Below are 26,349 nucleotides of genomic sequence, written 5' to 3'. Positions count from 1 at the left end.
AAGGACGAGGGCGGGCCCGCCGCAAAGCAAAACGGCCGCCCGTGAGGGCGGCCGTCGCGCGAACCGATGTGCCGTCGGATCAGACGTTGAAGCGGAAGTGCATCACGTCGCCGTCCTTGACGACGTATTCCTTGCCTTCCGAGCGCATCTTGCCGGCTTCCTTGGCCCCGTTCTCGCCCTTGAACTGGACGTAGTCCGGGTAGGCGATGGTCTCGGCGCGGATGAAGCCCTTTTCGAAGTCGGTGTGGATCACGCCGGCCGCCTGCGGGGCGGTGTCGCCCACGTGGATGGTCCAGGCGCGCGCCTCCTTCGGACCCACGGTGAAGTAGGTCTGCAGGCCCAGCAGGGCGTAGGCCTCGTGGATCAGGCGGTTCAGGCCCGGCTCTTCCAGGCCCAGGGTCTCCAGGAACTCCGTGCGCTCGGCCTCGTCCAGCTGGGCGATCTCGCTCTCGATCTTGGCCGAGATGACCACGGCCTTGGCGTTGTCGCGGGCGGCGCGCTCGGCGATCACGGCCGAGTACTTGTTGCCGTCGGAGGCCGAGCCCTCGTCGACGTTGCAGACGTACAGGGCCGGCTGGGCGGTCAGCAGCTGCAGCATGCGCCAGGCCTTGTCGTCTTCCTTCGACACCTTGGCGGCGCGGGCCGGGCGGCCTTCGCGCAGTTGGTCGAGCGCCAGGTTCACCAGGCGCAGCGTGTTGGCGCTCTCCTTGTCGGAGCCGGCCTTGGCGCGCTTCTCCAGGTTGGGGACGCGCTTTTCCAGGCTCTCGAGGTCGGCCAGCATCAGCTCGGTCTCGATGATCTCCAGGTCCGACAGCGGGTCGACCCGGCCCTCGACGTGGGTGATGTCGTCGTCCTCGAAGCAGCGGGTGACGAAGGCCACGGCGTCGCAGTCGCGGATGTTGGCCAGGAACTGGTTGCCCAGGCCTTCGCCCTTCGAGGCGCCGCGGACCAGGCCGGCGACGTCGACGAAGTTGATGCGGGCCGGGATGATCTCCTTGGAGCCGGCGATCGCGGCCAGCTTCTCCAGGCGCGGCTCCGGCACGGCCACGTCGCCCACGTTCGGCTCGATGGTGCAGAACGGATAATTGGCGGCCTGGGCGGCGGCGGTCTGGGTCAGGGCGTTGAACAGGGTCGACTTGCCCACGTTGGGCAGGCCGACGATCGCGACTTTGAGGGCCATGAACGTCTCGGGATGCGTGGCGGCCGTCAGGAGAAGCCGCGGATGTCGGCGCGCTATATGGCCGTTTCCGCCTTCCGGGGCAACGCGACGGTTCGCCGGGTGCGGCGTCCGCTCTTGGAAAGAACGGCAACCGCGCTAGATATCGTTTCGAGTTTGCAGCTGGAGACGTCGATATGGCCGAACGCGCGGTGCTGAAGGTGGTCAAGGGCATGGCCGCGTCCGACGGGGCGGGCGTGCGCCTGACCCGCATCCTGGGCACGCCCGAGGCCCAGATGTTCGACCCGTTCCTGATGCTGGACTACTTCGACACCGCCGAGGCGTCCGACTACGTCGGCGGCTTTCCCGACCACCCGCACCGGGGCTTCGAGACGGTCACCTACATGCTCGAAGGGCGCATGCGCCACGCCGACAATCAGGGCAACGCCGGGGTGATCGAGACCGGCGGCATCCAGTGGATGCGCGCGGGCAAGGGCCTGGTCCACTCCGAAATGCCGGAGCAGGCGGAAGGCCGCATGAGCGGCTTCCAGCTGTGGGTGAACCTGCCGCGTGAGCTGAAGATGAGCGCGCCGGCCTACCAGGAGTTCGACGCGCCGAAGATCCCGGTCGAGAGCCGCGACGGCGGCGCCAGCGTGAAGGTCGTGGCCGGCCGCACCGCGCAGGGCACGGCAGGGCCGGTCTCGGGCGGGGCGGTCGACGCCCTCTACTTCGACGTGACCCTGCCGCAGGGCGCGGTGTTCGAGGAGCCCGTGGCCACCGACCGCGCCGCCATGCTGGTGGTGTTCGACGGCGCGGTCCGCGTCGGCGGACAGGTGGTCTCGGCGCTCGGCGCGGCCTTCCTGGGCGAGGGCGACACCATCAAGGCGGAGAGCGTCGGCGACTGGCCGGCCCGCTTCCTGGTGCTGGCCGGCCGTCCGATCCGCGAGCCGGTGGCCTGGGGCGGCCCGTTCGTCATGAACTCCCGCGAAGAGGTGCAGCAGGCGTTCGAGGACTTCCGGGCCGGGCGGTTCTAAGCGGGCTTACGCCCCGTGAGGCGCGCCCAGATGCGGCGGCGCGCCTCGAAGACGGTCAGGCCAAGGGCGGCGGCGAAGGTCCACAGCACCGCCTCGCCGGAAAGGGCGGCCAGGGTGACCAGCACGGTGCGGGCCTTCAGGTCGACGCCCAGGTAGAGGCCCACGAACATGCCCGCCCAGGCGGCCACGCAGACGACGACGGCGACCGCCGGCAGGATCCACTTCAGCTTCACGCAAAACTCCCCTCGCGTTCGGGCGCGCTTATGAGCGGCCCGTCGAGGAGCTAGTCGCGCGAGGCGGCGTGGTTCTTACAGGATCGCCTTACGCGGCCACCTTGGCGGCGGCGAAGTCGCGCCAAACCTTGGCTTCCTTGCGGAAATGGGCGCGAGCCTTGGCGGCGCGCTTGTCGAGGTCGGCCAGCAGTTCGCGCGCCTCGTCCTTGCGGCCGATCTCGGCCAGGAAGGCGGCGTGGCGGGCGACGCCCTCCAGGCCCGGCGTACGGGCCGCGGCGTCGCGATAGGCGCGCTCGGCCTCGGCGTGGCGGCCGGCCCCATGCAGGGCGCGGGCGTTGACCAGCAGGGCGCGCGGCGCGCGCGCCTCGTCGCCCTGCAGGCGCGTCAGCACCTCCAGCGCCTCGGGGGCGCGGCCCAGCTCGACCAGGGCGCGGGCGCGGCCCACGACCAGGGTGGCGTCGTCGGCGTACATGCCCTGCATGGCCGCGGCGAACAGGGTCTCGGCCTCGTCCCAGCGGCCGAGGTCGGCGGCCGCTTCGCCCAGCTTCAGCCCGTTCTGGACCGACGGCGTGTCGTCGTAGGCGGCCTTCGCGGCGCGGTAGGCGCGACCCGGATCGATCGCGTCGCGGGCGGCCTCGCCCATGCGCCGCGCCTTGGGGTCACGGGACAACTCGGGCAGGAAGACGGCGAAGAAATAGACGATCGCGCCGAAGGGCTGGAACACCAGCATCAGCCAGATCCAGTACAGCTCCCGCTTGCTGCGCACCACGTGGATGCAGAGCAGGATGGCCGCCAGGGTCGACACGCCGACCGCGACCGGACCGAAGCCGGCCAGCATTCCAAACAAGGCACTCATACGCCCCTCCACTAAATCCCCGCCGCTCCGGTGACATGCACGGCCCAGCCGGTCAATCGGGCGATGCGCGCGGGGCGTGCATGCTCGACAGCTTCGCCGCAGCGTGACAGGCTTCTCCCATCGGGGGAGTAAGCATGCACCGACTGGCTTTCGTGGCGCTTTTGCTGGCGTCGGCCGCTCCGGCCATGGCCGAGGAGCCGAAGCGCTCCCTGACCATCTACAATTCCGACCTGGCGCTGGTCGAGGAGGTCCGCGACCTCAACCTGCCGGCCGGCCGCTCCAAGCTGGAGTTCAAGGACGTCTCCGCCGCCATCCGGCCGGAGACCGTGGCCCTGACCGGCGGCGAGCTGTCGATCGTCGAGCAGAACTTCGACTACGACCTGCTCACGCCCGCCAAGCTGATGGAGAAGGCGGTCGGCCGCGAGGTGCAGATCGTGCGCACCAACCCCGGCACTGGCCAGCAGACCACCGAACGGGCCACGGTGCTGTCGGTCAACAACGGGGTGGTGCTGAAGGTCGGCGACCATATCGAGGTGCTGCGCGACGACGGCGTGCCCACCCGGGTGATCTTCGACAAGGTCCCCGAGAACCTGCGCGCCCGGCCGACCCTGTCGGTGACGGTCGACGCGGAGAAGGCCGGCCCGCGCAAGGCGACGCTGAGCTATCTCTCGCGCGGCCTGTCCTGGAAGGCCGACTACGTCGCCCTGTTCGACGAGAAGGCCGGCAAGCTGGACCTGCAGGGCTGGATCACCCTGACCAACCAGTCCGGCACCGACTTCAAGGACGTCGACGCCCAGCTGGTGGCTGGCGACGTGAACCTGGTCAGCAATCCGGGCATGCCCGATTGGCAGTGGCAGCAGGAGCAGCAGCGGCGTCGGTCGGGGCAGAGCGCCGGCGGCGCCGAGATCGGGGCGAAGGCCGCGATGGCCGACTACTACCTTTACCCGCTGCCCGAACGCACCACCGTGGCCAACAACCAGACCAAGCAGGTCGGCTTCCTCGATGTTTCGGGCGTCGCCGCGCGCAAGGTCTACGCCTACAGGGCGTCCTGGTTCACCTCTTCGACCGAGCCGCTCAGCGCCGACGTGGTGCTGCAGTTTTCCAACTCGACCCGGGGCGGGCTGGGAGCCCAGCTGCCGGCCGGGGTCATGCGCGTCTACATGCGCGACCAGGCCGGCGAGCCGAAGTTCGTGGGCGAGAACCGGGTCGACCACACCGCCCAGGGCTCGAACCTGACGGTGAAGACCGGGGAAGCCTTCGACGTGACCGTGCAGCCGACCCTGGTCTCCCAGCGCAAGGTGTCGTGGTCTCGCTCGACCTACGAGATGTCCTACCTGGTCCGCAACGCGCGGTCTGAGCCGGTGACGGTCGAGATCGTCCAGGCCGGGCTGTGGCGCGACGGCAAGGTGCTCAAGGAAAGCCAGACGAGCCGCCGGGTGGACGCCCGCTCGCTGGCTTGGGACGTCGCCGTCCCGGCCGGCGGCGAGACCACCCTGACCTTCACCGTCGACAACGGCTGGTGAGGCCGTGCGTCGAGCGGCCCTGATCGCGGCCGTCCACGTCGCGGTCGTTGTGGCGGCCGGTCCGGCGGCGGCCCAGGTCGTGTCGGACCGCGCCGACGCGGTCGCCGTCACCATCTATCGTGAAGGCGACGCGCCGAGAGTGTCGAACTTCGCCGACGTCACGTTCTTTGCGCGGGGCGGGCTGGCGCTGATCACCGAGACCCGCACGGTCGATCTCCCGGCGGGACGCTACCGATTGACCTTCCGCGGCGTCGCCGACGGCGCAGTGCCGGAGACGGCGGCGCTTGAGGGCCTGCCCGGGGAGACCGTGGAGCGGAACTACGATTTCGACCTGCTCAGCCCGGGCGCCCTGCTGGACCGCTCGGTCGGCGAGCGGGTGAGGGTCGTGCGCACCAATCGCGCGTCCGGCGCGGTGGAGGAGCAGGACGCGGTTGTGCGCTCCGGCCCGCGGGGCGTCGTTCTGGAGACGGTCGACGGCGTCGAAGCGCTGGACTGCAGCGGCTCGACCGAGCGGCTGGTGTTCGACCGCGTGCCGGACGGCCTAACCGACCGGGCCACCCTGTCGGCGGTCGTCGACGTCCTGAAGCCCGGCCGCCAGACCGTGCGGCTGAGCTACATCGCCATGAACTTCAATTGGTCGGCGGATTACGTGGCGCGGCTTTCGGCGGATGGGCGGACGCTGGACCTGACCGGCTGGATCACCCTGGCCAACGGAGGGAGCACGACCTTCGTCGACGCGCCGACGCAGGTGGTGGCCGGAAAGGTGGCGCGGGATAGCTCCACGCGTTCGCCGGAGGCCAATCTGATCGGCGTCGCGCCGCAATGCTGGCCGGCTGCAACCACGACCTATGGCCGCGGCCGGACCCGCGAGCGGAGGGAGGAGGGGCCGGTCGTCCGCCAGGACTTCACCGAAATCAGCCCGGCCGAGGATATCGTCGTAACCGGCAGCCGCATCCGCCGCTTGGCGGAGGTCAGCGACCTCGGCGACTACAAGCTCTACACCCTGCCGGAGCCGACGACGGTGGCGGCGCGCCAAAGCAAGCAGGTGCGTTTCCTTGAGCAGGCGAAGGTGCCGGTGAAGCGGATCTATTCGGCGAAGGTCGGGATCGGCGAGCTGTCCCGCGACGACCGCGACGGCTCCGTTGGCCCCGACATCCGGGGCGCGACCGTCTTGCTGCGGATGAGGAACGAGGCGGGCGCGGGCCTCGGCAGGCCGCTGCCCGGGGGCACAGTGGCGGTGATGGAGGCGACCGGTGGCAGGCCGGTGCTGGCCGGCGAGGCCAAGCTGAAGGACATCGCCGTGGGCCTGCCGGTGGAACTGGAGATCGCCCGGGCGATCGACGTGACCGTCTCGCCGAAGCTCGTGTCCGAGCGCCGCCTGATGCGTGCCGGGCGAAGCTACGTTCGGTACGAAGTCGAGGTCGAGCTGACCAACGCCAAGCCCGTGCCGGTCGACCTGGAGGTGGCGCACGAGCCCGAGGGCGAGAGCGGCCTGCGCGTGGTGTCGGAGAGCGGCCGGCATGTCATGAAGGACGGCGCGCCGCTCTGGCCGGTGCGTCTGCAGCCCGGCGGCCGACAGGCTGTACGCTACACCCTGGAGGTCGACGGCTGAATCCGGCGCCGGCCGCTCAGTCCTTCAGCACCAGCTCCTTTTTGTGGTTGTCGATCGACCAGCTTTTGAAGCGGCGCAGGAAGCTCTGGCCCAGCAGGAGCTGGCCCTGGCGGCCGCGGGCGACTACGGCGGTGACGTTGTGCAGGGTGCGGTCGCCGACCGTCAGCGAGTGCAGGTTGTACATCTCGGCGGGCACCTGGGAGCCGTCGGCCAGCACGGCGTAGCCTGAGCCGAGGTAGTCGGACTGGCCGAGCTTCTTCTGGCGGACCAGTTCGCGGAACACGTCTTCCGACAGGCTGACCTGGCTGGCCCCCGAATCGACGGTGAAGTCGGCCTCTATGCCGCCGTCCAGCTTCACCGGCACATAGAGCACGCCTGGCCCGCGCTTCAGCGGGACGCGGGTCTCGCCCTTGCCCGGCGCCGGCGCGTCGCTGGCCGCGAGCTTGCCCGCGGCTGCGGTGACCGCGGCGTCGGCGGCGGCCTGCTGCGCGGCGGCGCCGCCGCGGCCGGCGCGGATGCGGGAGACCTTGGCGGTGAAGTAGGGCGTGTGGCCCTGGTCCTCGAGCGAGCGGTCGAAGCTCTCCAGCAGATTGATCGCCTCGTCGGCCCGGCCCTTGCGGACCAGCAGATCGGCCAGCGAGCCGCGCACGTCGACCAGCGACGGGACGATGTCCAGCGCGCGATAGTTGGCCTTGATCGCGCCGTCGACGTCGCCGGTGGCCTCCAGGCTGCGCGCCTGATTGGCGTAGAAGTCGTAGGTGTCGATCCCCAGCGCGTCGGCCTTGCGATAGTAGGGCAAGGCCTCCTTGTGGCGCCCGTCGCCGGTCAGGACGATGGCCAGCATCGCGTTGGCGCGCGCGTCGTCGGGATACTGCCTCAGATAGGCGATGTAGTTGGCCTCGGCGCACGGGATGTTGCCGTTGCGCAGGCACCGCTGCGCCTCCGAGATCGAGGGCACGCCCTTGGCGACCGCCCCGGCCGGAAGGGCGTGGGCGCCCTTCTTCAGGGCCATGTAGCCCGCGCCGGCCCCGAGCACGCCGAGGACGGAGATGACCAGGACGGTGACGTTGGGCCCGCGCTTGCGGCGGCGTCCCCCGGACATGCCCTGCAGGGTCAGGGGGCTGTCGGCGCTGTCGTTGGTCGGATCGGCGCTCATCGGGCGCGCTCGCGGGCGCGCGGCGGCAGGCGGTCGGCGTGCATGTCTACTCCCCCCGGAACAGGCCGGGGAGCCTATCCTTGCACACCGGTGAGAGCAATTCGGCCGGCGCGCAACTTCTGCGACGCGTCAGTCGCCGGCGCTGATCGCCCGGCGCGGGTCGGCCTTGGGCGCGGGGGCCAGGCGCAGGACCTCGGCCTGGTAGCGCTCGTCCTCGCCCAGCATCAGGAAGGGCAGGGCGTCGGCGCAGGCGCGGGTCAGGCCGTCGACCCAGGGCTGGTCGACCTTGTGGAAGTCCGACAGCACCCAGCCGTGCACCAGCTCCTTCTCGCCGGGATGGCCCACGCCCATGCGGGCGCGACGGAAGTCGGCGGTGATCAGGGCGATGGTGGAGCGGATGCCGTTGTGGCCCGCCGCGCCGCCGCCGGTCTTCATGCGGAAGCGGCCCGGGGCCATGTCGATCTCGTCGTAGAACACCACGACGTTCTCGGGCTTCAGCTTGTAGAAGCGCATGGCCTCGCCGATCGAGCGGCCGCTCTCGTTCATGTAGGTCTGCGGCTTCAGCAGCAGGGCCTTCTGCGGGCCCTGGGGCGTGTCCACGACCCCTTCCGAGGCGATGCCCTGGAACTTGCTGCGCTCGGGGCCGAAGCGCCAGCGGCGGGCGATCTCGTCGATCGCCATGAAGCCGATGTTGTGGCGGTTCTTCTCGTACTTCGGCCCGGGGTTTCCGAGCCCGGCCAGGATCAGCACGGACGCAGCTCCTAGCGCGCATTCAGGTCGAGTGGCCGCCGGTCGACCGCCCGGAATGCGCGCAAGTTGAAAGTTTGTGCACGTTCTAACGCAAAACCGGCTTCCACTTTTGCGGAACGTGCACAAGGAAACGGCCCCGTCCCGAAGGACGAGGCCGTCTACATATCAGATTGTGAAGGCGATCAGCCTTCAGCAGCCTCTTCGCCTTCGGCGGCTTCTTCAGCAGCCTGGCTGGCCGAGCCGGTGACGGTCGCGATCACGAAGTCGCGGTCGGTCACGGTCGGGGTCACGCCCTTCGGCAGAGCGATGTTGGAGATGCGCACGGTGTCGCCGATCTCCAGGCCGGTCAGGTCGACCAGCAGCTCTTCCGGGATCTGGTCGGCCGGGCAGGCGATCTCGACGTCGTGACGGACGACGTTCAGCACGCCGCCGCGCTTGATGCCCGGCGAGGCTTCCTGGTTCTGGAAGTGCACCGGCACCGAGATCTTGATCGTCTGGTGCTCCTCGACGCGGTACAGGTCGAAGTGCAGCGGCACGTCGGTGACCGGGTGGAAGTCGACGGCCTTGGCGATGACCGGCTGGGTCTCATTGCCGTACTTCAGGGTCACCAGGTGGCCCAGCAGCTTGCCGGTGTACAGCGCCTTGCGCAGCGCCTTGGTCTCCATGGAGATCGGCACCGGGCCGCGGTCGCCGCCGTACAGGACGCCCGGGGTTTGGTCGGCCCGACGCGCGGCGCGGGCGGCGCCCGTCCCGGTGCGCTCGCGAACTTCGACGTTGAGAACGATCTCGGCCATCTGCTTCAGCCTCAAAAACGAAACCGCCGCGCACCCGGCGCGGCGTGGGGGTTACCCCGGAATCTAAGAGCGCGGCTTAATACATGCTTCGACGGGGGTGCGCAACCGGCGCGGACCTGAGCCCGCGCCGGCGCGCTGATCCGTCCTATTTGCCGCCCTTCGGGCCCTCGGTCTGGACCGCGTTGGTGGTGTTGGAGGCCGCGTCCAGGGCCGCCGGCGCCGCCGGCAGCGGAATCGGCTCGCCCACCGGCGCGATCTTGCCGGCGACCTTGGTGATGCACTGGCCGGTGTCCATCAGGACGTGCTGGCCCAGGCAGAAGACGTCCTCGTAGTGCGGCTTGGAGACGGCCAGGCACTGGTAGAGGTTCAGCTTCGACAGGTTCAGGCACGAGGGACCGACGTTGTCCTCCAGCAGGGCGTTCACCTGCGTGGCGTTGTCGTCGCCGGCCGCGCCCAGGGCGGCCAGGGCGGCGATGGCCAGCGAGCGCTGCACCGCGGGGGTGTAGGGCTTCTCCGCGCCGGCCGTGACGGACGGCAGGCCGGTGCCGCTCAGGGCCGCCTGCAGCAGCTGGGCCGACAGATCGGTGGAGGGGGCGATCGGCTGCGAGGAGAGCTGCTTGGCCGTGGCCAGGCGCGCCTCGCGCTCCTTCACGAATTCCTTGGACCACTTCTGACGCTGGACGTCGTAGGCGGACTGCTTCACGGCCGAGCCGGCCTTGTGCACGGCCGCGCCGTCGGCGGTGAGTTCGGCGACCACGCGTCCGGCCGCGGCGTCCGCGCCCGGCAGCTGGGCGGCGTAGGCCGGGTCGGCGAAGATCTGGTTGACGATCTGCTGGCGCTGGGCCGGGTCACGGCCCAGCTCGCGCACCCCGGCGACGAAGGTCGGCTCCTGCAGGGCCAGCACGGCGCCGTAGGCGATCACGCCCTGGGCCAATTGCTTGGCCTCGTACGACTCGCCCTTGCGCAGCGACGCCTGGATGGACTCGCCGTCGGCGAAGTTCGCCTGAATTTCTTTCGCCTGGCTGACGTAGGTCTCGTAGGCCGCGGCGGCCTCGGCCACGCCCGACGACAGGGCGACGGGCGGCGGCGGCGGCGGCGGGGCGGGCGGCGGCGGAGCCGGGGGCTCCTGACAGGCGACCAGGACGAGGGACGAAGCGAACGCGCCCAGAAGCGCAGCGCGCCGCAAGTTCACCATGCTCATACCGACACGTCCCCCTTCGAACCCAAGTCAGGCGCCTGCCGCGACCGCGGGCGGACTATAGCGACAGTCCGGGGGTGATTCGACGGGGATTCTGGACGAACCTCGGTCAATCAAAAAGCTTTGATACCGATTCTTCGTTGGCGATACGGCGGATCGCTTCGCCGATCAGGGGCGCCACGGTGACGGTGCGCACTTTGCCGCAGGCCAGAACCTGCTCCGGCTGCTCGATGGAGTCGGTGATCACCAGCTCGCTCAGCACCGACTTCTTCACGCGCTCGACCGCCGGGCCCGACAGCACGCCGTGGCTGACATAGGCCGAGACCGAGGCGGCCCCGCGCTCGATCATGGCGGCGGCGGCGTTGCACAGGGTGCCGGCCGAATCGACGATGTCGTCGAACAGGATGCAGCGGCGGCCCGAGACGTCGCCGATGATGTTCATCACTTCGCTCTCGCCGGCGCGCGGACGGCGCTTGTCGACGATGGCGAGGTCGGCGTTCAGGCGGTCGGCCAGGGCGCGGGCGCGCACCACGCCGCCGACGTCCGGCGACACGATCATCAGCTCGTGGCTGTCCTCGTAGTTGTTCTTGATGTCCCGGGCGAGCACCGGGATGGCCACCAGGTTGTCGGTGGGGATGTCGAAGAAGCCCTGAATCTGGCCGGCGTGCAGGTCCATGGTCAGGACCCGGTCGGCGCCGGCGCGGGTGATCAGGTTGGCCACCAGCTTGGCCGAGATGGGCGTGCGGCCGCCGGTCTTCCGGTCCTGACGGGCGTAGCCGAAGTAGGGCATCACCGCGGTGATCCGCCGGGCCGAGGCGCGCTGCAGCGCGTCGATGCAGATCAGCAGCTCCATCAGGTTGTCGTTGGCCGGATAGCTGGTCGACTGGATGACGAAGACGTCCTCGCCGCGGACGTTCTCGTCGATGGTGGCGAACACCTCCATGTCGGCGAAGCGCTTCACCTGCGCCTTGGTCAGCGGCACGTCGAGGTAGTCGCCGATCGCCTGCGACAGGGATTGGTTGGAGTTGCCCGACAGCAGCTTCATGGCACGCGCCCTTCGATTTGACGCCGCGCTTCTAGCAGCGAACGCCCGAAGGGCAAGGGGCGCGACGCCGCGCCCGCGCCCGTTAAGATCGATTGTGACGGGCTCAGACCAGCGCGATCGCGCTCATCAGCCGGCCGTAGTCGCCCTCGTTGCGCTTGAAGGCGCGGCGGTTGGAGAAGAACAGCTCTTCCTCGGCGCAGGTGTCGTGGCCGATCCACTCGGCGTGTTCGACCCCGGCCTGCTCCAGCCGCCACAGCACGAAGGAGGGCAGGTCGAACAGCTGGCGGTCCGAGCCCTCGACCGGGCCGAAGAAGCGCGCCGAGCCCGGATCGTGGTGGACGAAGCGGTCCACGAACTCAGGCCCGACCTCGTAGGACTTCGGACCGATGCAGGGGCCGACGACGGCGTTGATACGGCTGACCGAGGCGCCGAGCGCGACCATGGCGCTGACCGCGCTGCCGACCACGCCGTCCAGCGCGCCCTTCCAGCCGGCGTGGGCGGAGGCGACGATGCGGGCCTCGGCGTCGGCGAACAGGATGGGCGCGCAGTCGGCCGACAGCGCGCCGCAGACCAGGCCCGGCGTCGAGGTGACGATGGCGTCGCCCTCCGGCCGCTGGCCGGCCCAGGGAGCGTCGGCCACCCGCGCGATCACCGAGTGGGTCTGGTAGCAGCTCAGCAGATTGTCCGGCCCGACCTCGAAGACCGCGGCGGCGCGGCGGCGGTTCTCGGCCACCGCCTCCGGGTCGTCCTTGGAGCCGGGTCCCAGGTTCAGGCTGGAATAGATGCCGGTGGAGACGCCGCCATGGCGGGTGAAGAAGGCGTGGCGCACGCCTTCGAGCTGGAGCCGCGGCGAGGTGAGGGCGGGGGGCGGGGTGGTCATGACGTCTCCTCGAATCCCGGAGGCACGGGGCCGGCGTGAACCGCGCAGGCCTTGAACAGGGTCCCCATCTCGGCCGGATCGACCAGCCGCGCCAGCTGGCGGGCCAGGGTCTCGGCCCGGTCGGGGCGGGCGCGGGCCAGGGTTGCGGCCCGCTGCTCGATCCCGAGGCGGCGCAGCAGCGCGCCTTGCGTGAGGATCGCGGCCTGTGCGCCGGCGCTCCGCGCCCCCGCGGCGAAGGCGGGGAAGTCGGCCCAGACGGTCAGGTCGGCTTCGCCTGGCGTCTCCAGCGGCGATATTTTGGTATGCGCCTTCAGCGCCTGCAGGGTGTCGCCGGGCTCGGGCCGGTCGCGGCCGTAGTCGATGAACAGCGCCGCCCCGCCTTGCGCGGCGATGCGGGCCCCGACCTCCGCGCCTAGCGCCGCCTGGGCGGGCGAGACTTCCCAGACCAGGCCGGCGGCGAGGTCCTCGGGCGCGTCAGCCGGCCGATGGCCCGGGGTCAGGCCGAAGGCGAGCTCGCCGTCCGGCGAAAGGCCGACCCGCCGTTCGGCCCAGCCGCGTTCGGCGCGCACGAACTGGTCGGTCGGCAGGCAGTCCAGCAGCTCGTTCGACAGCAGGATCAGCGGCGCGTCGGACGGGACCTCGGAAAGCGCGTCCGCCCAGCGGGGCGCAAGCGGCGCGTCTGCCAGGCGCGCGGCCTGCGCGGCGCGCAGCGGTTGGGACAGCTCCACCAGCCACAGCTCTGCGGCCGCCAGGAACTCCGGGACCAGGCGGGCGGCGCGCAGCACGTCGCTCATCAGCGTGCCGTCGCCCGGGCCCATCTCGACCAGCAGGACGCGGGGGGGCTGGCCGAGCCGGGTCCAGGTCTCGGCCGCCCACAGACCCAGCATCTCGCCGAACATCTGCGAGACCAACGGTGCGGTGATGAAGTCGCCCTCAGGCCCCAGTCGCGGGCGCGTGGCGTAGTAGCCGCCCTCGGGGTCGAACAGGCAGCGGGCCATGAAGGCCGAGACCGGCATGGGGCCGGTCTGGGCGATCTCGGCCTTCAGCCGATCTTCGAGGCTCATGCGGCGGCGGGGGCTTCCACGCGGCGCGCGCGCCAGATCAGCCAGAGGCCGACGGCGATCATCGGGATCGACAGCAGCATGCCCATGGTGACGTGGCCGCGCAGGAACTCCGGCATGTGCTGGTCGGGTTCGCGCACGTTCTCCAGCAGGAAGCGGCAGATTCCATAGCCGGTCAGGAAGATGCCGGTGACCAGGCCCTCCCGCGGCAGCAGCTTTTTCACGTAGGTCGCCCAGTACAGCACCAGGAACAGGGCCACGCCTTCCAGGCCGGCTTCATAGAGCTGGCTGGGGTGGCGCGGGACCACGCCGGCCGGGCAGTGGCCGTAGGTCGCCTCGATCGTGGCGTTGCAGAAGCGGACGCCCCACGGCGCGTCGGTGGGGCGGCCCCACAGCTCGCCGTTGATGAAGTTGGCGATGCGCCCGAAGAACAGGCCGATCGGCGCGGCCGGCGCGACCAGGTCGCCGATGCTCAGCAGGGCGATCTTGTTGCGCCGCGCGAAGAGCACGATGGCCAGGGCCACCCCGATCAGGCCGCCGTGGAAGGACATGCCGCCCTCCCACAGCTTCAGCATGCCGAGCGGCGACTCCCAGATCATCGACGGCTGGTAGAACAGGATGTAGCCGATGCGGCCGCCGCCGATGATGCCGACGGTGATCCACAGGATCAGGTCGTCCAGTTGCAGCTTGGTCAGGGGCGGGCCCTTGGGGCCCCACAGCGCTTCCCGGGTGAGCAGACGCGCCGCCCACCACCAGCCCAGCAGGATGCCGGCGACGTAAGCCAGGGCGTACCAACGCACGCCGAAGTTGCCCCAGTGCAGGTACGGAACGAACGGGTCGATGTCGGGAAACTGCACGGCGCGTCCTCGCAGGCTGTCAGCCTCGTTTAGCAAGCGACACCGCGTCCGTCGCCCCCTTCGAACCGGACCGTCGCGTCGGCGTCGCTCGCGCTCTATAAAGAAACGGTGCGGGCCGCTTCGGCCCTGAAGAGATCCCCCAGACGAGATCGCCATGCATACGCGCAATCCCCTCCTCGACGAGTTCGCCAAGCTGACCACCGGCGCCATGGGCCTGGCCCAGGCGGCGGGCGAGGAGGCCCGGGCCGCGTTTCGCGCCCAGGGCGACCGGCTGGTGGCCGAACTGGACCTGATCCGCCGCGACGAATTCGAGGCCCTGAAAGCCGAGGTGGCGGCGCTGCGGGCCGAGCTCGCGACCCTGAAAGGGAACACTTCTGTGGATGGCGCTCGCCCGGCAGACGACGCCGGTTGAGCTGGTTTACGAAGCGGTTACCCTCATGAAGCGGGACGTTTGAGTCGTCCGCCCGTTTCGCCCGGTCGGCGCCGAGTACGAGGGACCGCCTATGGACACCCGACCGGAAGAGCTGGACCTCGCCTTCGATCCCCTCGACGTCGTTGAAAACGTCCTGTCGGCGGAAAATCTCCCGTTCGACCGGACCGAGGACGGCGACCTGGCGTTCGCCCTGGCCGGCGACTGGCGCGACTACGAACTCTGGTTCGCCTGGCGCCCCGAGGGCGACTGCCTGCAGCTGTGCTGCTCGCTGGACCTGCGGGCGCCGAAGTCGAAGCGGGCGACCTACGAACTGCTGTCGCTGGTCAACCAGCGCGTCTGGCTGGGCCACTTCGAGATCTGGCCGGAGGACGGCGAGATCGTCTTCCGCCACTCCCTGGCCCTGCCGCACGGCGAGCGCCCGACCCTGGCCCAGGCCGCGTCCATGATCGACGCGGCGGTGGAAGCGGCCGACCGCTTCTTCCCGGCCTTCAACTTCCTGCTCAAGGGCGCCAAGACCCCGTCGGACGCCATGGCCTGCTGCATGTTCGAGACGGTCGGGCGGGCGTAAGCCGCCACCTATCAGTTCGTCATCCCGGAAAGCGCGCAGCGCTTATCCGGGACCCAGCAGCTCGACCTGAACGCTGCGAACGCGGCCTGCAACAAGCGCCGCGCTTGCTGGGTCCCGGCTCTCCGCTGCGCTTCGCTCCGCTGCGGCCGGGATGACGGTTTGAGATCATCGGCCGCGCGTGGGTAGAAGAGCGCGCGTTCCGGAGATTCCCATGACCGATCGATCCTTCTCCCCCGTCCTGCTTGTCGGCGCGGGGCGCATGGGCCAGGCGCTGATCCAGGGCTGGCGGCGCGCCAACGCTTTCCCGTTCTCCGACCTTCTGATCCGCACGCCGTCGCAGAAGCCCGAGTGCGACGCGGCCGCCGCCGAGGGCGCGGCCCTGAACCCGCCAGACGCGGACCTGGCGAACGTGCGCACCGTGGTCCTCTGCGTGAAGCCGCAGAAGTGGCGCGAGATCGCGCCGGCCTACGACGCGGTCCTGCCGAAGGACGCGGTGATCGTCTCGGTGCTGGTCGGCACCCGGGCGGCCGACCTCGAGGCCCGCTTCGGCGGCCGCCGCGTGGCGCGCGTGCTGCCGACCACGGGCGTGGCCCGCGCCGAGGGCGTGACCAGCCTCTACGCCGCCGACCCGGAGGCGCGCGCCCGCGCCGCCGCCCTGTTCGCGCCGATCTCGGCCGTCGTCGAACTGGAGCGCGAAGAGCTCATGGACGCCGCCGGCGCGGTCTCGGCTTCGGCGCCGGCCTACCTCTACGCCTTCACCCAGGCCCTGGAAGACGCCGGCGTCAGCGCCGGCCTGCCGGTCGAGGCGGCCCGCACGCTGGCGCGCGGCACCATCGCCAGCGCCGCGGCCCTGATGGCCGAGAGCGGGGCCGAGCCGGCCGACCTGATCGCCCAGGTCGCCTCGCCCGGCGGCACCACCCGCGCGGCGTTGGGCGTCCTGACCGGCGAGGGCGGACTGGAGCCGCTGCTGCGTGACGCCGTGGCCGCGGCGGTGAAGCGGGCGCAGGACCTGGCGGGTTAGGCTCTCGCAATCCGGCGTGAGAATGCTCACGTTTCGTCCGAGCAGAAGGCGACGCCTCATGACCGACCCCGCCGAAGACCTGCTGGACCGCGCCGCCGCCGCCGCGCTCGCGCTCGCGGCCGAGCGTCCGTGGGGCGAGGTCGCGCTGAAGGACGTGGCCAGGAAGGCCGACATCCCCTTCGCCGACCTCTACGTGCGGGCCTCAAGCAAGGCGGTGGTGGTCGACTGGCTGGCCCGCCGGTTCGACCTGGCGGCGCTGAAGAACGGCCATGACGAGGAGGCCTCGGCCCACGACCGGCTGTTCGACGCGGTGATGCGGCGGCTGGAGGCGATGGAGCCGCACCGCGCCGCCCTGATCGCCATGGCCGGCGAGGATCGGGCCGCCGTGGCGCTGCGTCTGCCGCGCACGGCGCGCGCCCTGCTGGAGGGGGCGGGGATCGACGCGTCTGGGACCCGCGGCGCGGCGCGCCTGGCGGCCATGACGGCGGTGTGGGCGCGGGTGCTGCAGGTCTGGCGCGACGACGAGGGCGCGTTGAACCGCACCATGGCCGAGATCGACAAGCGCCTGCGCCAGATGAACGACGGCCTGAAGCGGGTGGGCGCGGGGTTCTGACCGGGGCTCGAAATCCTCTTCCTTCGACAAGCTCAGGATGAGGATTTCGACTGCGCTTCCAGTAGCCCTCACCCTGAGCTTGTCGAAGGGCGAGGGCGGTCAGCCGCACAACCCTCGCAATCGGCCTTTCCGCGACCTATGTGGCCGCCCGTATGACCGACGACACCGACATCGACGGCGCGCCCAAGCGCGCCCTATCCAACGGCCAGGTGCTGGCCTTCGTCTGGCGCCAGTGGATGCGCCGTCCGAAGGCGTTCGCCCTGATCCTGACCTTCATGCTGGCGGCCACCGCCTGCGACCTGTCGATCCCGTGGGCGGCCGGCCACCTGGTCGACGTGGTCTCCGACCCGGTCCGCCGACCCGAAGTGGCCTGGGGCGCATGGGCGACCCTGACTGCGATCTACGCCCTGTTCTACGGCTTCAGGCAGGGCGGCTTTAGGACCATGAACCCGTTCGCCGCCAGGAACATGGAGGAGATGACCAACGAGGCCTTCTCCAAGGTGCAGGGCTTCTCGTCCGACTGGCACGCCGACACCTTCGCGGGCTCGACCGTGCGCAAGGTCAGCCGCGCCATGTGGGGCTATGACAGCGTCTCCGACGTGCTGATCCTGATGCTGGGGCCGGCGCTGATCGTGCTGTTCGGCCTGTCGCTGTCCATGTTCGCCCGCGACCCGCTGGCCGGGGCGGTCAGCCTGGGTATCGTAGCGCTCTACATGGTCGCCAGCATCCTGATCACCACCAAGTGGATCCGGCCGGCCAACCTGAAGTCCAACGCGCTGGATTCGAAGATCGGCGGCGCCCTGGCCGACGCCGTCGGCGGGGTGGCGGTGGTCAAGAGCTTCGGCGCCGAACAGCGCGAGGCGGCCCGCTTCGGCCAGACCACCAGCGCCTGGCGCGCGGCCACCATCCGCACCTGGAACCGCTTCGCCGACAACGGCCTGGCGATGAACGTCCTGCTGCTGATGCTGCAGGCGTCGCTGACCGGCGTGATGGTCCGCGGCTGGGCCGCGGGCACCGCCCAGCCCGGCGACGTCGCCTTCGCGGTCACCTCGTTCATGCTGATGGCCGGCTATCTGCGCAACTTCGGCGACATGGTGCGCATGCTGCAGAAGGGCATCGACGACCTGGCCGACGTGGCCGCCTATCACCGCCAGGACCCGCAGGTCGCCGACCGCGACGGCGCGCCGGCCTTCCGGCCGCGCCTGGGCGAGATCGCCTTCGACCACGTCACCTTCCGCTACAAGAGCCAGCCGAAGCCGGTCTACGAGGACTTCTCGCTGCGCATCGAACCCGGCGAGCGGGTGGCCCTGGTCGGCCCGACCGGCTCGGGCAAGTCGACCTTCGTGAAGCTGATCCAGCGACTCTACGACCTGGAGGGCGGCCGGGTGCTGATCGACGGCCAGGACGTTTCGGCCGTGACCCAGGCCAGCCTGCGGCAGGCCATCGCCGTCGTCCCGCAGGACCCGGCCCTGTTCCACCGCACCATCGCCGAGAACATCGCCTACGGCCGGCCCGACGCGTCGCCCGAGGAGATCGTCGAGGCGGCCAAGCGGGCGCGCGCCCACGACTTCGTCATGCGCCTGCCCAAGGGCTACGACACCCTAGTCGGCGAACGCGGCGTGAAGCTGTCGGGCGGCGAGCGCCAGCGCGTGGCGATCGCCCGCGCCTTCCTGGCCGACGCGCCCATCCTGGTGCTGGACGAGGCCACCTCGTCGCTGGACGTGGAGACCGAACGCGAGGTGCAGGCGGCGACCGAGGCCCTGATGGCGGGGCGCACCACCATCGTCATCGCCCACCGCCTGTCGACCATCCGCGGCGCCGACCGCATCCTGGTGTTCTCGGGCGGCCGCGTGGTCGAGGAAGGCCGCCACGGCGAACTGGTCGCCCAGGGCGGGACCTACGCGCGGCTGAACGCGGTGGCGGAAGGGGTGGCTTAAGCGGGCGCCGCCGTATTCGTCTGGGCGACGAGTAGCCCCTCGGCCATCGCGGCTTCTGCGGCGGTGCCGTCACCATCGGCGTTCCAAAGCGCGATGCTCCGTGCGATGTCGCGGTGTCCCCACATCATCGCGAAAGCGACGGCGTCCATGTCCTTCATGCGAGCGCCGTTGTAGCGCGCTTTGCTGTCAATGCCGGCCCTTAGAAGAAGGTCGGCGACCTCTCGCGATCCCCCGATGATCGCGCCGAAAAGCGGGTTCCGAACTGGCTCGTCAATGTCCAGGGTCGCCCCGCAGTCCAGGAGGTATCGGACAATGTCGACGTTTCCCTTCGATGCAGCGCATTCAATTGGGCGACCCTGACCGAGGTGGTCAGGCGCGTTGACGTCAAACCCCGAGCTGACCAGGTGCTTGACGATCTCCACTGTCCCGTGGGCTGACGCATAGTGCAGCCAAGTTCCGAAGCCGGGCACGCGAAACGCAACCATTTCCGGATGGTCCGTGAACAGCCTTTGCAGCTGATCAAGGGAGCCATTCCGAATTGCTTCGGTGATCATGGGGTATGGTTTCAACGGACTCGCCTCGTGTTATGGCCGCGTCGCCTCCGCCTCACTCCACCGCCGCGATCACGTCCCTGGTGAACCGCGCCACCTCGAACTGCTCGCCGCCGGGGCCGACGGCGTCGAAGCCGCGGCGCACGACCACCAGCTTCTTCGACGGCACGATGAAGACGTACTGGCCGCGGTTGCCGCGGGCCGCGTAGGTGCCCTCCGGCAGGCCGTCCTTGGCGCCGTACAGCCAGAACTGCGCGCCGTAGCCCGGGCCCTTGTCCGGCTGGGCCGGGGCGGGGGTGGCGACGTACTTCACCCACTCCGAGGGGATGATCCGCTCGCCGTTCCAGACGCCGTCGTTCTGGTAGAGCAGGCCGAAACGGGCCAGGTCGCGCGCGGTGGTCCACACCTGGCTCGACATGATGAAGTCGCCGTTCCAGTCGGTCTCCGGGAAGGTCCGGCGCATGCCGATCTTCCAGAACAGCTCCTGGAACGGGAAGGCCAGGTAGCGGTCGTCGTCGCCGACCGCGGCGCGAAGGGACCGCAGGGCCAGCAGGGTGTCGTCGTTGGCGTACTGCCAGCGCGTGCCCGGCGCCGCTTCCAGCGGCTGAGCGGCGGCCTTTTCCGCGACGGTGGCGCCGCCGACATAGATCTGGTCGGTGCGGTTGCCGGCCTTCTCGGCGTAGAGGCCGCTGCCCATGTGCAGCAGGTTCGCGAGCGTGATCTTCCCGCGCGGGTCGGCGGGCTTGCGCCACTCCGGCACCGGCGCCGGTTCGTCGACCTTCAGCAGGCCGTCGCGCACGCCGATGCCGATCAGGGTGCCGGCCAGGCTCTTGCCGGCCGACCAGGTGCGCTGGGGCGTATGCAGGTCGTAGCCCTCGCGGTAGCGCTCGGCGACGATCTTGCCGTCTTTCACGACGATAACCGCGGTGGTCTCCGAACCCTGACCGTAGGTGGCGTGGTCGAAGGCCGAGGCGATCAAGGCGTCGACCGCCTTGGCCTTGGCCTTCGGCAGCTTGGCGACGGCGTCGCGGTCGCCCATCGGCCAGGCCAGGCCGTCGGTGCTGGGCGGGGCTGAGACCTTCAGGGTGGGCAGCTTGGCGATCGCGTCGGGGCCGGCGCCGATCGGCAGGGTGGTGCAGCCCAGGTTGGGGCGGAAGGCGGCGATGCGCGGCGGCATGTCCGGCGCGAACGGCACCGACACGGTCTTGGCTTCGCGGTCGATGGCAGCCGGCAGCTTGGCGATGGGCTCGCGGTATTCCTGATAGATCAGGCCCAGGTCGTCGGCGGTGATCTGCGCCTCGCTCTGGCCGGCGTCGAAGGCGCCGCTGCACAGGAACGAGGCCTTGTAGCCCGCCACCAGCGCCGCGAAGTGGCGCGGGGTCTCCTGGGCGTGGGCGGCGCCCGCTGCGAGAGCGATGACAGCGCTGGACAGCGCCAGGGTGGAAAGCCGCATTGTTGGTACGCCCCCGGACTCGATAGGGGCGCATCGGGCCTCGTCAGGGCCGGAAGGTCAAGCCTGCCTCAGGCCGCGTGCTGCTGCACCAGCCGCGCCCAGGGCCGCAGGCCTTCGGGGGTGTGCGTGTAGCCCGCCTCGACCAGGTCGTCGGGGCCGGCGTTCTCGACGAGCAGGTCTTCCTCGGGCGTGATCACCCAGGTCTGACCGCCGTCGCGGACGATGATCATGCCTTCGCCCCGGCGCAGGGCCTCGGACCAGTACTTGAACTGGCCGTAGTAGGGCGCCTCGCGCCAGCGGCCGACCGGGGCCAGCGGGTCGACGTCGACCCACAGGGCCACGCCGTCGGGCTCCGAGCGCAGCACGAAGCCGGCCACGTCGGGACGCCAGCGCGCGTCCAGCAGCGGGTGCTTCAGCCACAGGCAGGTGAAGGTCTTGCAGGTCTTGGGGTGACGGCCCCAGATCGCGCAGCCGCTCTCGCAGGAATGGCCGCACAAGAGCCCCGCCGGCTTGCGGAGCTCGTCGATATCGTAGAGGCGGCAGCACAGGTTGCAGTCGCCGCAGGCCTTGGCCGGTGCTTTCCCGGTCGTCATCGCTCGCTGAACCTTCTGTCCAGACCGGGTCTCAAGCCGGCTCCCCAGCGATGCACGATGAATTTTTTATAAACCGTTATTATCGACGCAGGGGGACGGCCTATTCGAACGGCGTCCGCCGCAGCGCCTCGTCCAGCGGCTCGCCGCCGTCCAGCGCCACGTCCTTCAGTCCCAGCCAGCGCGCCATGGCCGAGAGGTCGGCGGCCAGGGCCGGGGCGACCGCGTCGGGGTTCACGCCTTCCTCGGCGTGCGCGGCCTTCACCCGCAGCAGGCCGGCGGCGCGGTCGGACTTCAGGTCCAGGCGCGCGGGGATGCGGTCGCCCTGGAGCCAGGGCAGGACGTAGTAGCCATGGGTGCGCTTCTCGGCCGGCGTGTAGATCTCCAGCCGGTAGCGGAAGTCGAACAGCCGCTCCGCCCGCTCGCGCCGCCAGACCAGCGAGTCGAAGGGCGAGAGCAGGGCGGAGCCCGCCACCTTGCGCGGCCGCCGCGCGTCGGGCGCCAGGAAGGCCGGTCGGCCCCAGCCCTGCACGCTCGCGGGCTCCAGCTCGCCGGCCTCGACCAGCTCGGCGATGCGGGCGCGGGCGTCGGCCACGTCCATGCGGAAGTAGTCGCGCAGGTCGCCTTCGGTGGCGACGCCCATGGCGCGGGCGGCGATGCGGATCAGCTCGCGCTGGGCGTCGGCCGGCGCGGGCGTCGGCGCGCTCGCGACCCCGGCCGGCAGCACCCGCTCGGTCAGGTCGTAGACCCGCTCGAAGCCGCGGCGGGTGGCCGTGGTGATGCGGCCCGACCAGAACAGCCACTCCATGGCCCGCTTGCCGTCGCTCCAGCCCCACCAGGCCCCGGCCGCCTTGCCGCCTTCGCTCAGGTCGCCCGCGGCGATCGGGCCGCGGCTCTCGATCTCGCGCGCCACCGCCTCGATGAAGTCGCGACGCTCGGCCCCGAAGCGGGCCACGTTGCCCCACGTGCCTTCGCCGGCCTCGGCGCGGGCCATGCGCCAACGGAACAGCGGCTGCAGCTCGACCGGGATCAGAGAGGCCTCGTGGCCCCAGTACTCGAACAGCTGCTTCTTGCGCCCCCAGGCGGCCTCTTCCAGCAGGGTCTGCGGATAGGCGCCGAGCCTGGCGAACGGCGGCAGGTAGTGCGAGCGCGCCACCGCGTTGACCGAGTCGATCTGGATCAGCCCGACCCGCTCGAACACCCGCTTCAGGTGCGCGCGCCCGGGCTCGCCCGCGGGCCGCCGGTCGGCCAGGCCCTGGGCGGCGATCGCGATCCGGCGCGCCTCGGCGCGGGAGAGGGAGACGGTCATGGGGGAGATGTAGCGGCGTTCGCGGGATTTGGCGCGGGCCGCCCTCGTCCTTCGACAAGCTCAGGATGAGGGCTACTGAATGCACAGTAGAATTCCTCATCCTGAGCCTGTCGAAGGACGAGGATTTCGGAACCGCGATCAGCGGTGGACCTATCGCGCCAGCCGCCCGTCGGTGAGCGCCGAGGCCTCGAACGGAAAGACCACGTCGGGATCCGGCGGCTGCAGGTCCTTCGAAAGGCCCGGGCAGCCGATCGCCTTCAGGGCGTGGCGGATGATGTTCAGCCGCGCGGACTTCTTGTCGTCGGCCCGCACGCAGAACCACGGCGCGTAGGTCGTGTGGGTGCGGGTCAGCATCTCGTCGCGCGCGGCGGTGTAGTCGTCGAACTTCTCGACCGCGACGGCGTCCAGCGGGCTGATCTTCAGGAGCTTCAGCGGGTCCTCGCGGCGCTCCTCGATGCGCTTGGCCTGCTCCTTGCGGGAGATGTCCAGCCAGTACTTGCCCAGCCGGATGCCGGACTCGATCAGCATGCGCTCGTAGATGGGCGCATCGCGCAGGAACTGCTCGGTCTGCTCCGGCGAGCAGAAGCCCATCACCCGCTCGACGCCTGCGCGGTTGTACCAGGAGCGGTTGTAGAGCACCCACTCGCCCTCGCTGGGCAGGTGGTCGCTGTAGCGCTGGAACCACCACTGGGTGCGCTCGCGGTCCGAGGGCTTGGGCAGGGCCACCACCCGGGTCGAGCGCACCGAGAGGTATTCGGTGATGCGCTTGATCGTGCCGTCCTTGCCGGCGGCGTCGCGGCCTTCGAACACCCCGACCAGCTTCATGCCCTTTTCCAGCGCCCAGACATGGGTGCGCACCAGGCCGACCTGCAGCGCCTCGAGTTCCTCCTCGTAGGCCGCGTCGTTCTTGCGGCCCATCAGCCGGCTTTCCGGAAGACGAGCTTGTAGGTGAGCGGCTTGGGCAGCTTGGGGCTGGTGACCGTCGCGGCCAGGGTCAGGCGCCCGTCGGCGCCGACGGAGTAGACGTTCTTGCGCACGCCGTCCGGCGCGCTGAAGGTCTGGATCAGCTGGCCGCCGGCGATGTGGTTGCTGAGGTCCAGCACCTCGCCGTCGCGGCGCTTCCACTTGACCGTAGAGCCGTCGGCCGGGCCCACCGCGGGCGCGTAGCCGTCGAAGCTGACGCTGATCTTGCCGGGCGGCAGGGTGATGCCGAGGGTTTTGTAGACCGGATTGGTCTTCATCAGCCGGCTCTTCGCAATCGGACGGATCGCGAAGTTCATCGCGGCGATCGCCTTGTCGATCGCAGCCGAGACGTTGTCGCTGGCCTGGGCGTCCAGCGTCCAGTTGCCGGCCAGCGGATCGGCTGGCGCGGCGGCGAAGAGCAGGGGCGCGGCGGCCAGGGCGGCGAGGGCGAGGCGTCGGTCCAGCATGGCGTTCTTCCTTCGATCGACGCGGAGGGCTAAGTCGCGCGGATGATCCGTCTTCACGTCGAACCTTCGCTCAGCGCCGGCGCCCGAGTCGAGCTTCCGGCCGACCAGGCGCGCTACCTCCTGACCGTCATGCGACTCCAAACGGGCGAGGCGGTGTTGCTGTTCAACGGCCGCGACGGCGAATGGCGGGCGCGGCTGGCCGAGACCTCCAAGCGCGCCTGCGTGCTTGAGGTGGAGGAACAGACCCGCGCCCAGGCCGGCGTGCCCGACGTCGAGCTGGTCGTCGCGCTCGTCAAGCGCGCGGCGCTGGAGACCATCGTCGAGAAGGCGACCGAGCTGGGCGCGGCGCGCGTGCGGCTGGTGACCACGCGGCGCACCAACGCCGACCACACCAATGTCGCGCGCCTGCAGGCGATCGCCACCGAGGCGGCCGAGCAGACCGAACGGCTGGACGTGCCGCAGATCCTCGCGCCGGAGAAGCTGGAGCGCCTGCTGGACGGCTGGGACGCGAACCGCCAGCTGATGTTCTGCGACGAGGCCGGCGACGATCCCCAGGCCGAGTGGGGCGGGGCGGCCGGACGCGCCCAGCCGGCCCTCGACGCTTTGGGCGGGAACGAAAGCAGGTCTTGGGCTATATTGATCGGGCCGGAAGGCGGTTTCGATCCCGCCGAGCGGGCGCGGCTGCGCGAACTTTCCTTCGTCACGCCGGTGACCTTGGGGCCGCGCATCCTCAGGGCGGATACGGCGGCGATTTCGGCCCTGACGCTCTGGCAGGCCGCGCTGGGCGACTGGGCCTGAACGTTGGGGCTGAACTACAAGCTCTGCGTTAGGGGCTTGAGCCGGTCGCCTGTACCGCCCATGTAGCGGCCACTGTTGCGAATTGCGCGGAAGGGAGGCGCGAACCTCCCCGCCATCTGGGAGTCCGAATTCATGGCCGACGTCGTGCTGGACCGCCCGCTGGTCTTCGAGGACCTGGTGGCCTACCTGGCCAAGGGCTCCAAGCCCCGCGAGCAATGGCGCATCGGCGCCGAGCACGAGAAGTTCGGCTTCCGCCTGAAGGACTTCCGCCGCCCGGCCTACGAGGGCCCGGACGGCATCCACGCCATGCTGCAGGGCCTGACCCGGTTCGGCTGGACGCCGGTTTCCGAGGGCGGCCACGTGATCGCGCTGGAACGCGGCAAGGCGTCGGTGACGCTCGAGCCGGGCGGTCAGTTCGAACTGTCCGGCGCGCCGCTCAGCGACATCCACGAGATCTGCGACGAGACCGGCAGCCACCTGCGCGAGGTGAAGGCGGTGGCCGACGAGATCGGCTTGGGCTTCATCGGTCTGGGCTTCGATCCGATGTGGCGGCGCGAGGACGTGCCGATCATGCCCAAGGGCCGCTACGACATCATGCGCGCCTACATGCCCAAGAAGGGCACGCTCGGCCTCGACATGATGCTGCGCACCTGCACGGTGCAGACCAACCTCGACTTCGGCTCCGAGGCCGACATGGTCGAGAAGTTCCGCGTCGGCCTGGCCCTGCAGCCGATCGCCACCGCCCTGTTCGCCAATTCTCCGTTCACGGAAGGCAAGCCGAACGGCTTCCTGACCTTCCGCGCCAACGTCTGGACCGACACCGATCCGGACCGAACCGGCATGCTGGACTTCGTGTTCAAGGAGGGCTTCGGGTTCGAGGCCTACGCCCGCTACGCGCTCAAGGTGCCGATGTACTTCGCCAAGCGCGACGGCAAGTACGTCGACCTCTCGGGCCGCAGCTTCGAGGCCTTCATGAAGGGCGAGCTGGCCGAACTGCCGGGCGAGCGTCCGACCCTGAAGGACTGGGCCGATCACCTGACCACCCTGTTCCCGGAAGTCCGCCTGAAGAGCTATCTGGAGATGCGCGGGGCCGACGCCGGTCCGTGGAGCCGCATCTGCGCCCTGCAGGCGTTCTGGACCGGCATCATGTACGACGCCGACGCCCAGGCCGCCGCCTGGGACCTGGTGAAGGACTGGCCGATCGAAACGCACGAGAAGCTGCGCCGCGACGTCACGCGCCTGGGCCTGAAGGCGGTGGTGAACGGCCGCAGCGTTCAGGACATCGCCAAGGACGTGCTCGACATCTCCCGCCACGGCCTGCGCCGCCGCGCCCGCTTCCACGCCGGCCTGGTCGACGAGACCGGCTATCTGTCGGAGCTGGACGAGATCGCCGAGAGCGGCATGACCGCGGCCGACCGCCTGCTGGAGCGCTACCACGGGCCGTGGAACGGCGACGTGACCAGGGTCTACCAGGAGTTCGCGTACTAGGGG

27 protein-coding genes and 2 pseudogenes are annotated in these 26,349 nt (G+C 70.2%); 11 read left to right on the top strand and 18 right to left on the bottom strand.

Annotated features, from left to right (window positions below):
• Positions 1-79: 79 nt before the first annotated feature.
• On the bottom strand, positions 80-1,180 hold the full coding sequence (gene ychF, locus H8B08_RS10870; RefSeq protein WP_187450224.1) for a redox-regulated ATPase YchF: 1,101 nt from the start codon (positions 1,178-1,180) through the stop codon (positions 80-82).
• Between the two features lie 173 nt (positions 1,181-1,353).
• On the opposite strand from ychF, the gene H8B08_RS10865 reads away from it, so the two are divergent.
• A complete protein-coding gene (locus tag H8B08_RS10865; protein ID WP_187450223.1) occupies positions 1,354-2,190 on the top strand; it encodes a pirin family protein in 837 nt (278 codons plus the stop codon).
• Here H8B08_RS10865 and H8B08_RS10860 read toward each other — a convergent pair.
• Both H8B08_RS10860 and H8B08_RS10855 read right to left on the bottom strand, forming a co-directional pair.
• Positions 2,187-2,423: a hypothetical protein gene (locus H8B08_RS10860; RefSeq protein WP_187450222.1), complete on the bottom strand. Its 237-nt coding sequence runs from the start codon at positions 2,421-2,423 to the stop codon at positions 2,187-2,189. The genes H8B08_RS10865 and H8B08_RS10860 overlap by 4 nt on opposite strands.
• A gap of 88 nt (positions 2,424-2,511) precedes the next feature.
• Positions 2,512-3,279, bottom strand: a complete 768-nt coding sequence (locus H8B08_RS10855) for a hypothetical protein (RefSeq protein WP_255500775.1) — start codon at positions 3,277-3,279, stop codon at positions 2,512-2,514.
• Between the two features lie 134 nt (positions 3,280-3,413).
• Here H8B08_RS10855 and H8B08_RS10850 point away from each other — a divergent pair, with 134 nt between their 5' ends.
• Positions 3,414-4,802 carry a DUF4139 domain-containing protein gene (locus tag H8B08_RS10850; protein ID WP_187450221.1) on the top strand — a complete coding sequence of 463 codons (1,389 nt, stop codon included), beginning with the start codon at positions 3,414-3,416 and terminating at the stop codon, positions 4,800-4,802.
• A gap of 4 nt (positions 4,803-4,806) precedes the next feature.
• Positions 4,807-6,414 carry a DUF4139 domain-containing protein gene (locus H8B08_RS10845; RefSeq protein WP_370545456.1) on the top strand — a complete coding sequence of 536 codons (1,608 nt, stop codon included), beginning with the start codon at positions 4,807-4,809 and terminating at the stop codon, positions 6,412-6,414.
• Between the two features lie 16 nt (positions 6,415-6,430).
• Here H8B08_RS10845 and H8B08_RS10840 read toward each other — a convergent pair whose 3' ends face one another.
• From H8B08_RS10840 to lgt, 8 genes are all read right to left on the bottom strand, one after another.
• Positions 6,431-7,570: a TIGR02281 family clan AA aspartic protease gene (locus H8B08_RS10840; RefSeq protein ID WP_187450220.1), complete on the bottom strand. Its 1,140-nt coding sequence runs from the start codon at positions 7,568-7,570 to the stop codon at positions 6,431-6,433.
• 129 nt (positions 7,571-7,699) lie between these two features.
• The gene (gene pth / locus H8B08_RS10835; RefSeq protein WP_187450219.1) at positions 7,700-8,320 is read right to left on the bottom strand and encodes an aminoacyl-tRNA hydrolase; all 621 of its coding nucleotides are present in this window, start codon (positions 8,318-8,320) and stop codon (positions 7,700-7,702) included.
• Between the two features lie 182 nt (positions 8,321-8,502).
• Complete coding sequence (locus H8B08_RS10830) at positions 8,503-9,114, bottom strand: 50S ribosomal protein L25/general stress protein Ctc (RefSeq protein WP_187450218.1); 612 nt, start codon at positions 9,112-9,114, stop codon at positions 8,503-8,505.
• 145 nt (positions 9,115-9,259) lie between these two features.
• A complete protein-coding gene (locus H8B08_RS10825; protein WP_187450217.1) occupies positions 9,260-10,315 on the bottom strand; it encodes a hypothetical protein in 1,056 nt (351 codons plus the stop codon).
• Positions 10,316-10,421: 106 nt separating this feature from the next.
• Positions 10,422-11,357, bottom strand: coding sequence for a ribose-phosphate pyrophosphokinase (locus H8B08_RS10820; RefSeq protein WP_187450216.1), 936 nt, complete (start codon positions 11,355-11,357; stop codon positions 10,422-10,424).
• A gap of 103 nt (positions 11,358-11,460) precedes the next feature.
• Complete coding sequence (pgeF, locus tag H8B08_RS10815; RefSeq protein WP_187450215.1) at positions 11,461-12,237, bottom strand: peptidoglycan editing factor PgeF; 777 nt, start codon at positions 12,235-12,237, stop codon at positions 11,461-11,463.
• Positions 12,234-13,301 (bottom strand): class I SAM-dependent methyltransferase, encoded by a 1,068-nt coding sequence (locus H8B08_RS10810; RefSeq protein WP_187450214.1) that lies wholly within the window; start codon positions 13,299-13,301, stop codon positions 12,234-12,236. Before H8B08_RS10810 ends, pgeF begins: the two co-directional genes overlap by 4 nt.
• Positions 13,298-14,155, bottom strand: coding sequence for a prolipoprotein diacylglyceryl transferase (gene lgt / locus H8B08_RS10805; protein ID WP_187450213.1), 858 nt, complete (start codon positions 14,153-14,155; stop codon positions 13,298-13,300). The genes H8B08_RS10810 and lgt overlap by 4 nt, the downstream gene beginning before the upstream one ends.
• Before the next feature lie 154 nt (positions 14,156-14,309).
• Here lgt and H8B08_RS10800 point away from each other — a divergent pair, with 154 nt between their 5' ends.
• The 6 genes and pseudogenes from H8B08_RS10800 (at position 14,310) to H8B08_RS10780 (ending at position 18,727) form a co-directional block, all read left to right on the top strand.
• The gene (locus H8B08_RS10800) at positions 14,310-14,567 is read left to right on the top strand and encodes an accessory factor UbiK family protein (RefSeq protein WP_163262697.1); all 258 of its coding nucleotides are present in this window, start codon (positions 14,310-14,312) and stop codon (positions 14,565-14,567) included.
• Positions 14,568-14,658: 91 nt separating this feature from the next.
• A complete protein-coding gene (locus H8B08_RS10795) occupies positions 14,659-15,156 on the top strand; it encodes a YbjN domain-containing protein (protein WP_163262696.1) in 498 nt (165 codons plus the stop codon).
• Positions 15,157-15,367: 211 nt separating this feature from the next.
• Positions 15,368-16,177: a pyrroline-5-carboxylate reductase gene (gene proC, locus H8B08_RS10790; RefSeq protein ID WP_187450212.1), complete on the top strand. Its 810-nt coding sequence runs from the start codon at positions 15,368-15,370 to the stop codon at positions 16,175-16,177.
• A 58-nt stretch (positions 16,178-16,235) separates the two neighbouring features.
• A complete protein-coding gene (locus H8B08_RS10785) occupies positions 16,236-16,790 on the top strand; it encodes a TetR family transcriptional regulator (RefSeq protein WP_187450211.1) in 555 nt (184 codons plus the stop codon).
• Positions 16,791-16,802: 12 nt separating this feature from the next.
• Positions 16,803-16,889: pseudogene (locus tag H8B08_RS19570) on the top strand (hypothetical protein); the annotation flags it as partial.
• A gap of 53 nt (positions 16,890-16,942) precedes the next feature.
• Entirely contained in the window at positions 16,943-18,727 is a 1,785-nt protein-coding gene (locus tag H8B08_RS10780) for an ABC transporter ATP-binding protein (protein WP_187450210.1), read from the top strand.
• Here the strand turns inward: H8B08_RS10780 and H8B08_RS10775 are convergent.
• The 7 genes and pseudogenes from H8B08_RS10775 to H8B08_RS10750 all read right to left on the bottom strand — a co-directional run bounded on the left by H8B08_RS10775 (position 18,724) and on the right by H8B08_RS10750 (position 24,060).
• On the bottom strand, positions 18,724-19,281 hold the full coding sequence (locus tag H8B08_RS10775) for an ankyrin repeat domain-containing protein (RefSeq protein ID WP_187450209.1): 558 nt from the start codon (positions 19,279-19,281) through the stop codon (positions 18,724-18,726). The genes H8B08_RS10780 and H8B08_RS10775 overlap by 4 nt on opposite strands.
• 52 nt (positions 19,282-19,333) lie before the next feature.
• On the bottom strand, positions 19,334-20,731 hold the full coding sequence (locus H8B08_RS10770; RefSeq protein WP_187450208.1) for a serine hydrolase: 1,398 nt from the start codon (positions 20,729-20,731) through the stop codon (positions 19,334-19,336).
• A 68-nt stretch (positions 20,732-20,799) separates the two neighbouring features.
• The gene (locus H8B08_RS10765) at positions 20,800-21,324 is read right to left on the bottom strand and encodes a hypothetical protein (RefSeq protein ID WP_187450207.1); all 525 of its coding nucleotides are present in this window, start codon (positions 21,322-21,324) and stop codon (positions 20,800-20,802) included.
• Positions 21,325-21,424: 100 nt separating this feature from the next.
• The gene (locus tag H8B08_RS10760; RefSeq protein ID WP_187450206.1) at positions 21,425-22,630 is read right to left on the bottom strand and encodes a winged helix-turn-helix domain-containing protein; all 1,206 of its coding nucleotides are present in this window, start codon (positions 22,628-22,630) and stop codon (positions 21,425-21,427) included.
• A gap of 38 nt (positions 22,631-22,668) precedes the next feature.
• A pseudogene (locus H8B08_RS19220) lies at positions 22,669-22,755 on the bottom strand (hypothetical protein); the annotation flags it as partial.
• A 25-nt stretch (positions 22,756-22,780) separates the two neighbouring features.
• Positions 22,781-23,548 (bottom strand): polyphosphate kinase 2, encoded by a 768-nt coding sequence (gene ppk2 / locus H8B08_RS10755; RefSeq protein ID WP_187450205.1) that lies wholly within the window; start codon positions 23,546-23,548, stop codon positions 22,781-22,783.
• Positions 23,548-24,060, bottom strand: a complete 513-nt coding sequence (locus H8B08_RS10750; protein WP_187450204.1) for a hypothetical protein — start codon at positions 24,058-24,060, stop codon at positions 23,548-23,550. The genes ppk2 and H8B08_RS10750 overlap by 1 nt, the downstream gene beginning before the upstream one ends.
• A 42-nt stretch (positions 24,061-24,102) precedes the next feature.
• On the opposite strand from H8B08_RS10750, the gene H8B08_RS10745 reads away from it, so the two are divergent.
• Both H8B08_RS10745 and H8B08_RS10740 read left to right on the top strand, forming a co-directional pair.
• Complete coding sequence (locus H8B08_RS10745; RefSeq protein WP_187450203.1) at positions 24,103-24,858, top strand: 16S rRNA (uracil(1498)-N(3))-methyltransferase; 756 nt, start codon at positions 24,103-24,105, stop codon at positions 24,856-24,858.
• 132 nt (positions 24,859-24,990) lie between these two features.
• Positions 24,991-26,346: a glutamate--cysteine ligase gene (locus H8B08_RS10740; protein WP_187450202.1), complete on the top strand. Its 1,356-nt coding sequence runs from the start codon at positions 24,991-24,993 to the stop codon at positions 26,344-26,346.
• Positions 26,347-26,349 lie beyond the last annotated feature (3 nt).

The organism is Caulobacter sp. 17J80-11 (assembly GCF_014349105.1).
Classification (GTDB): Bacteria; Pseudomonadota; Alphaproteobacteria; order Caulobacterales; family Caulobacteraceae; genus 17J80-11.
The sequence above is the reverse complement of the archived record's forward strand: the minus strand, read 5'-3'. Positions and strand labels throughout refer to the sequence as shown.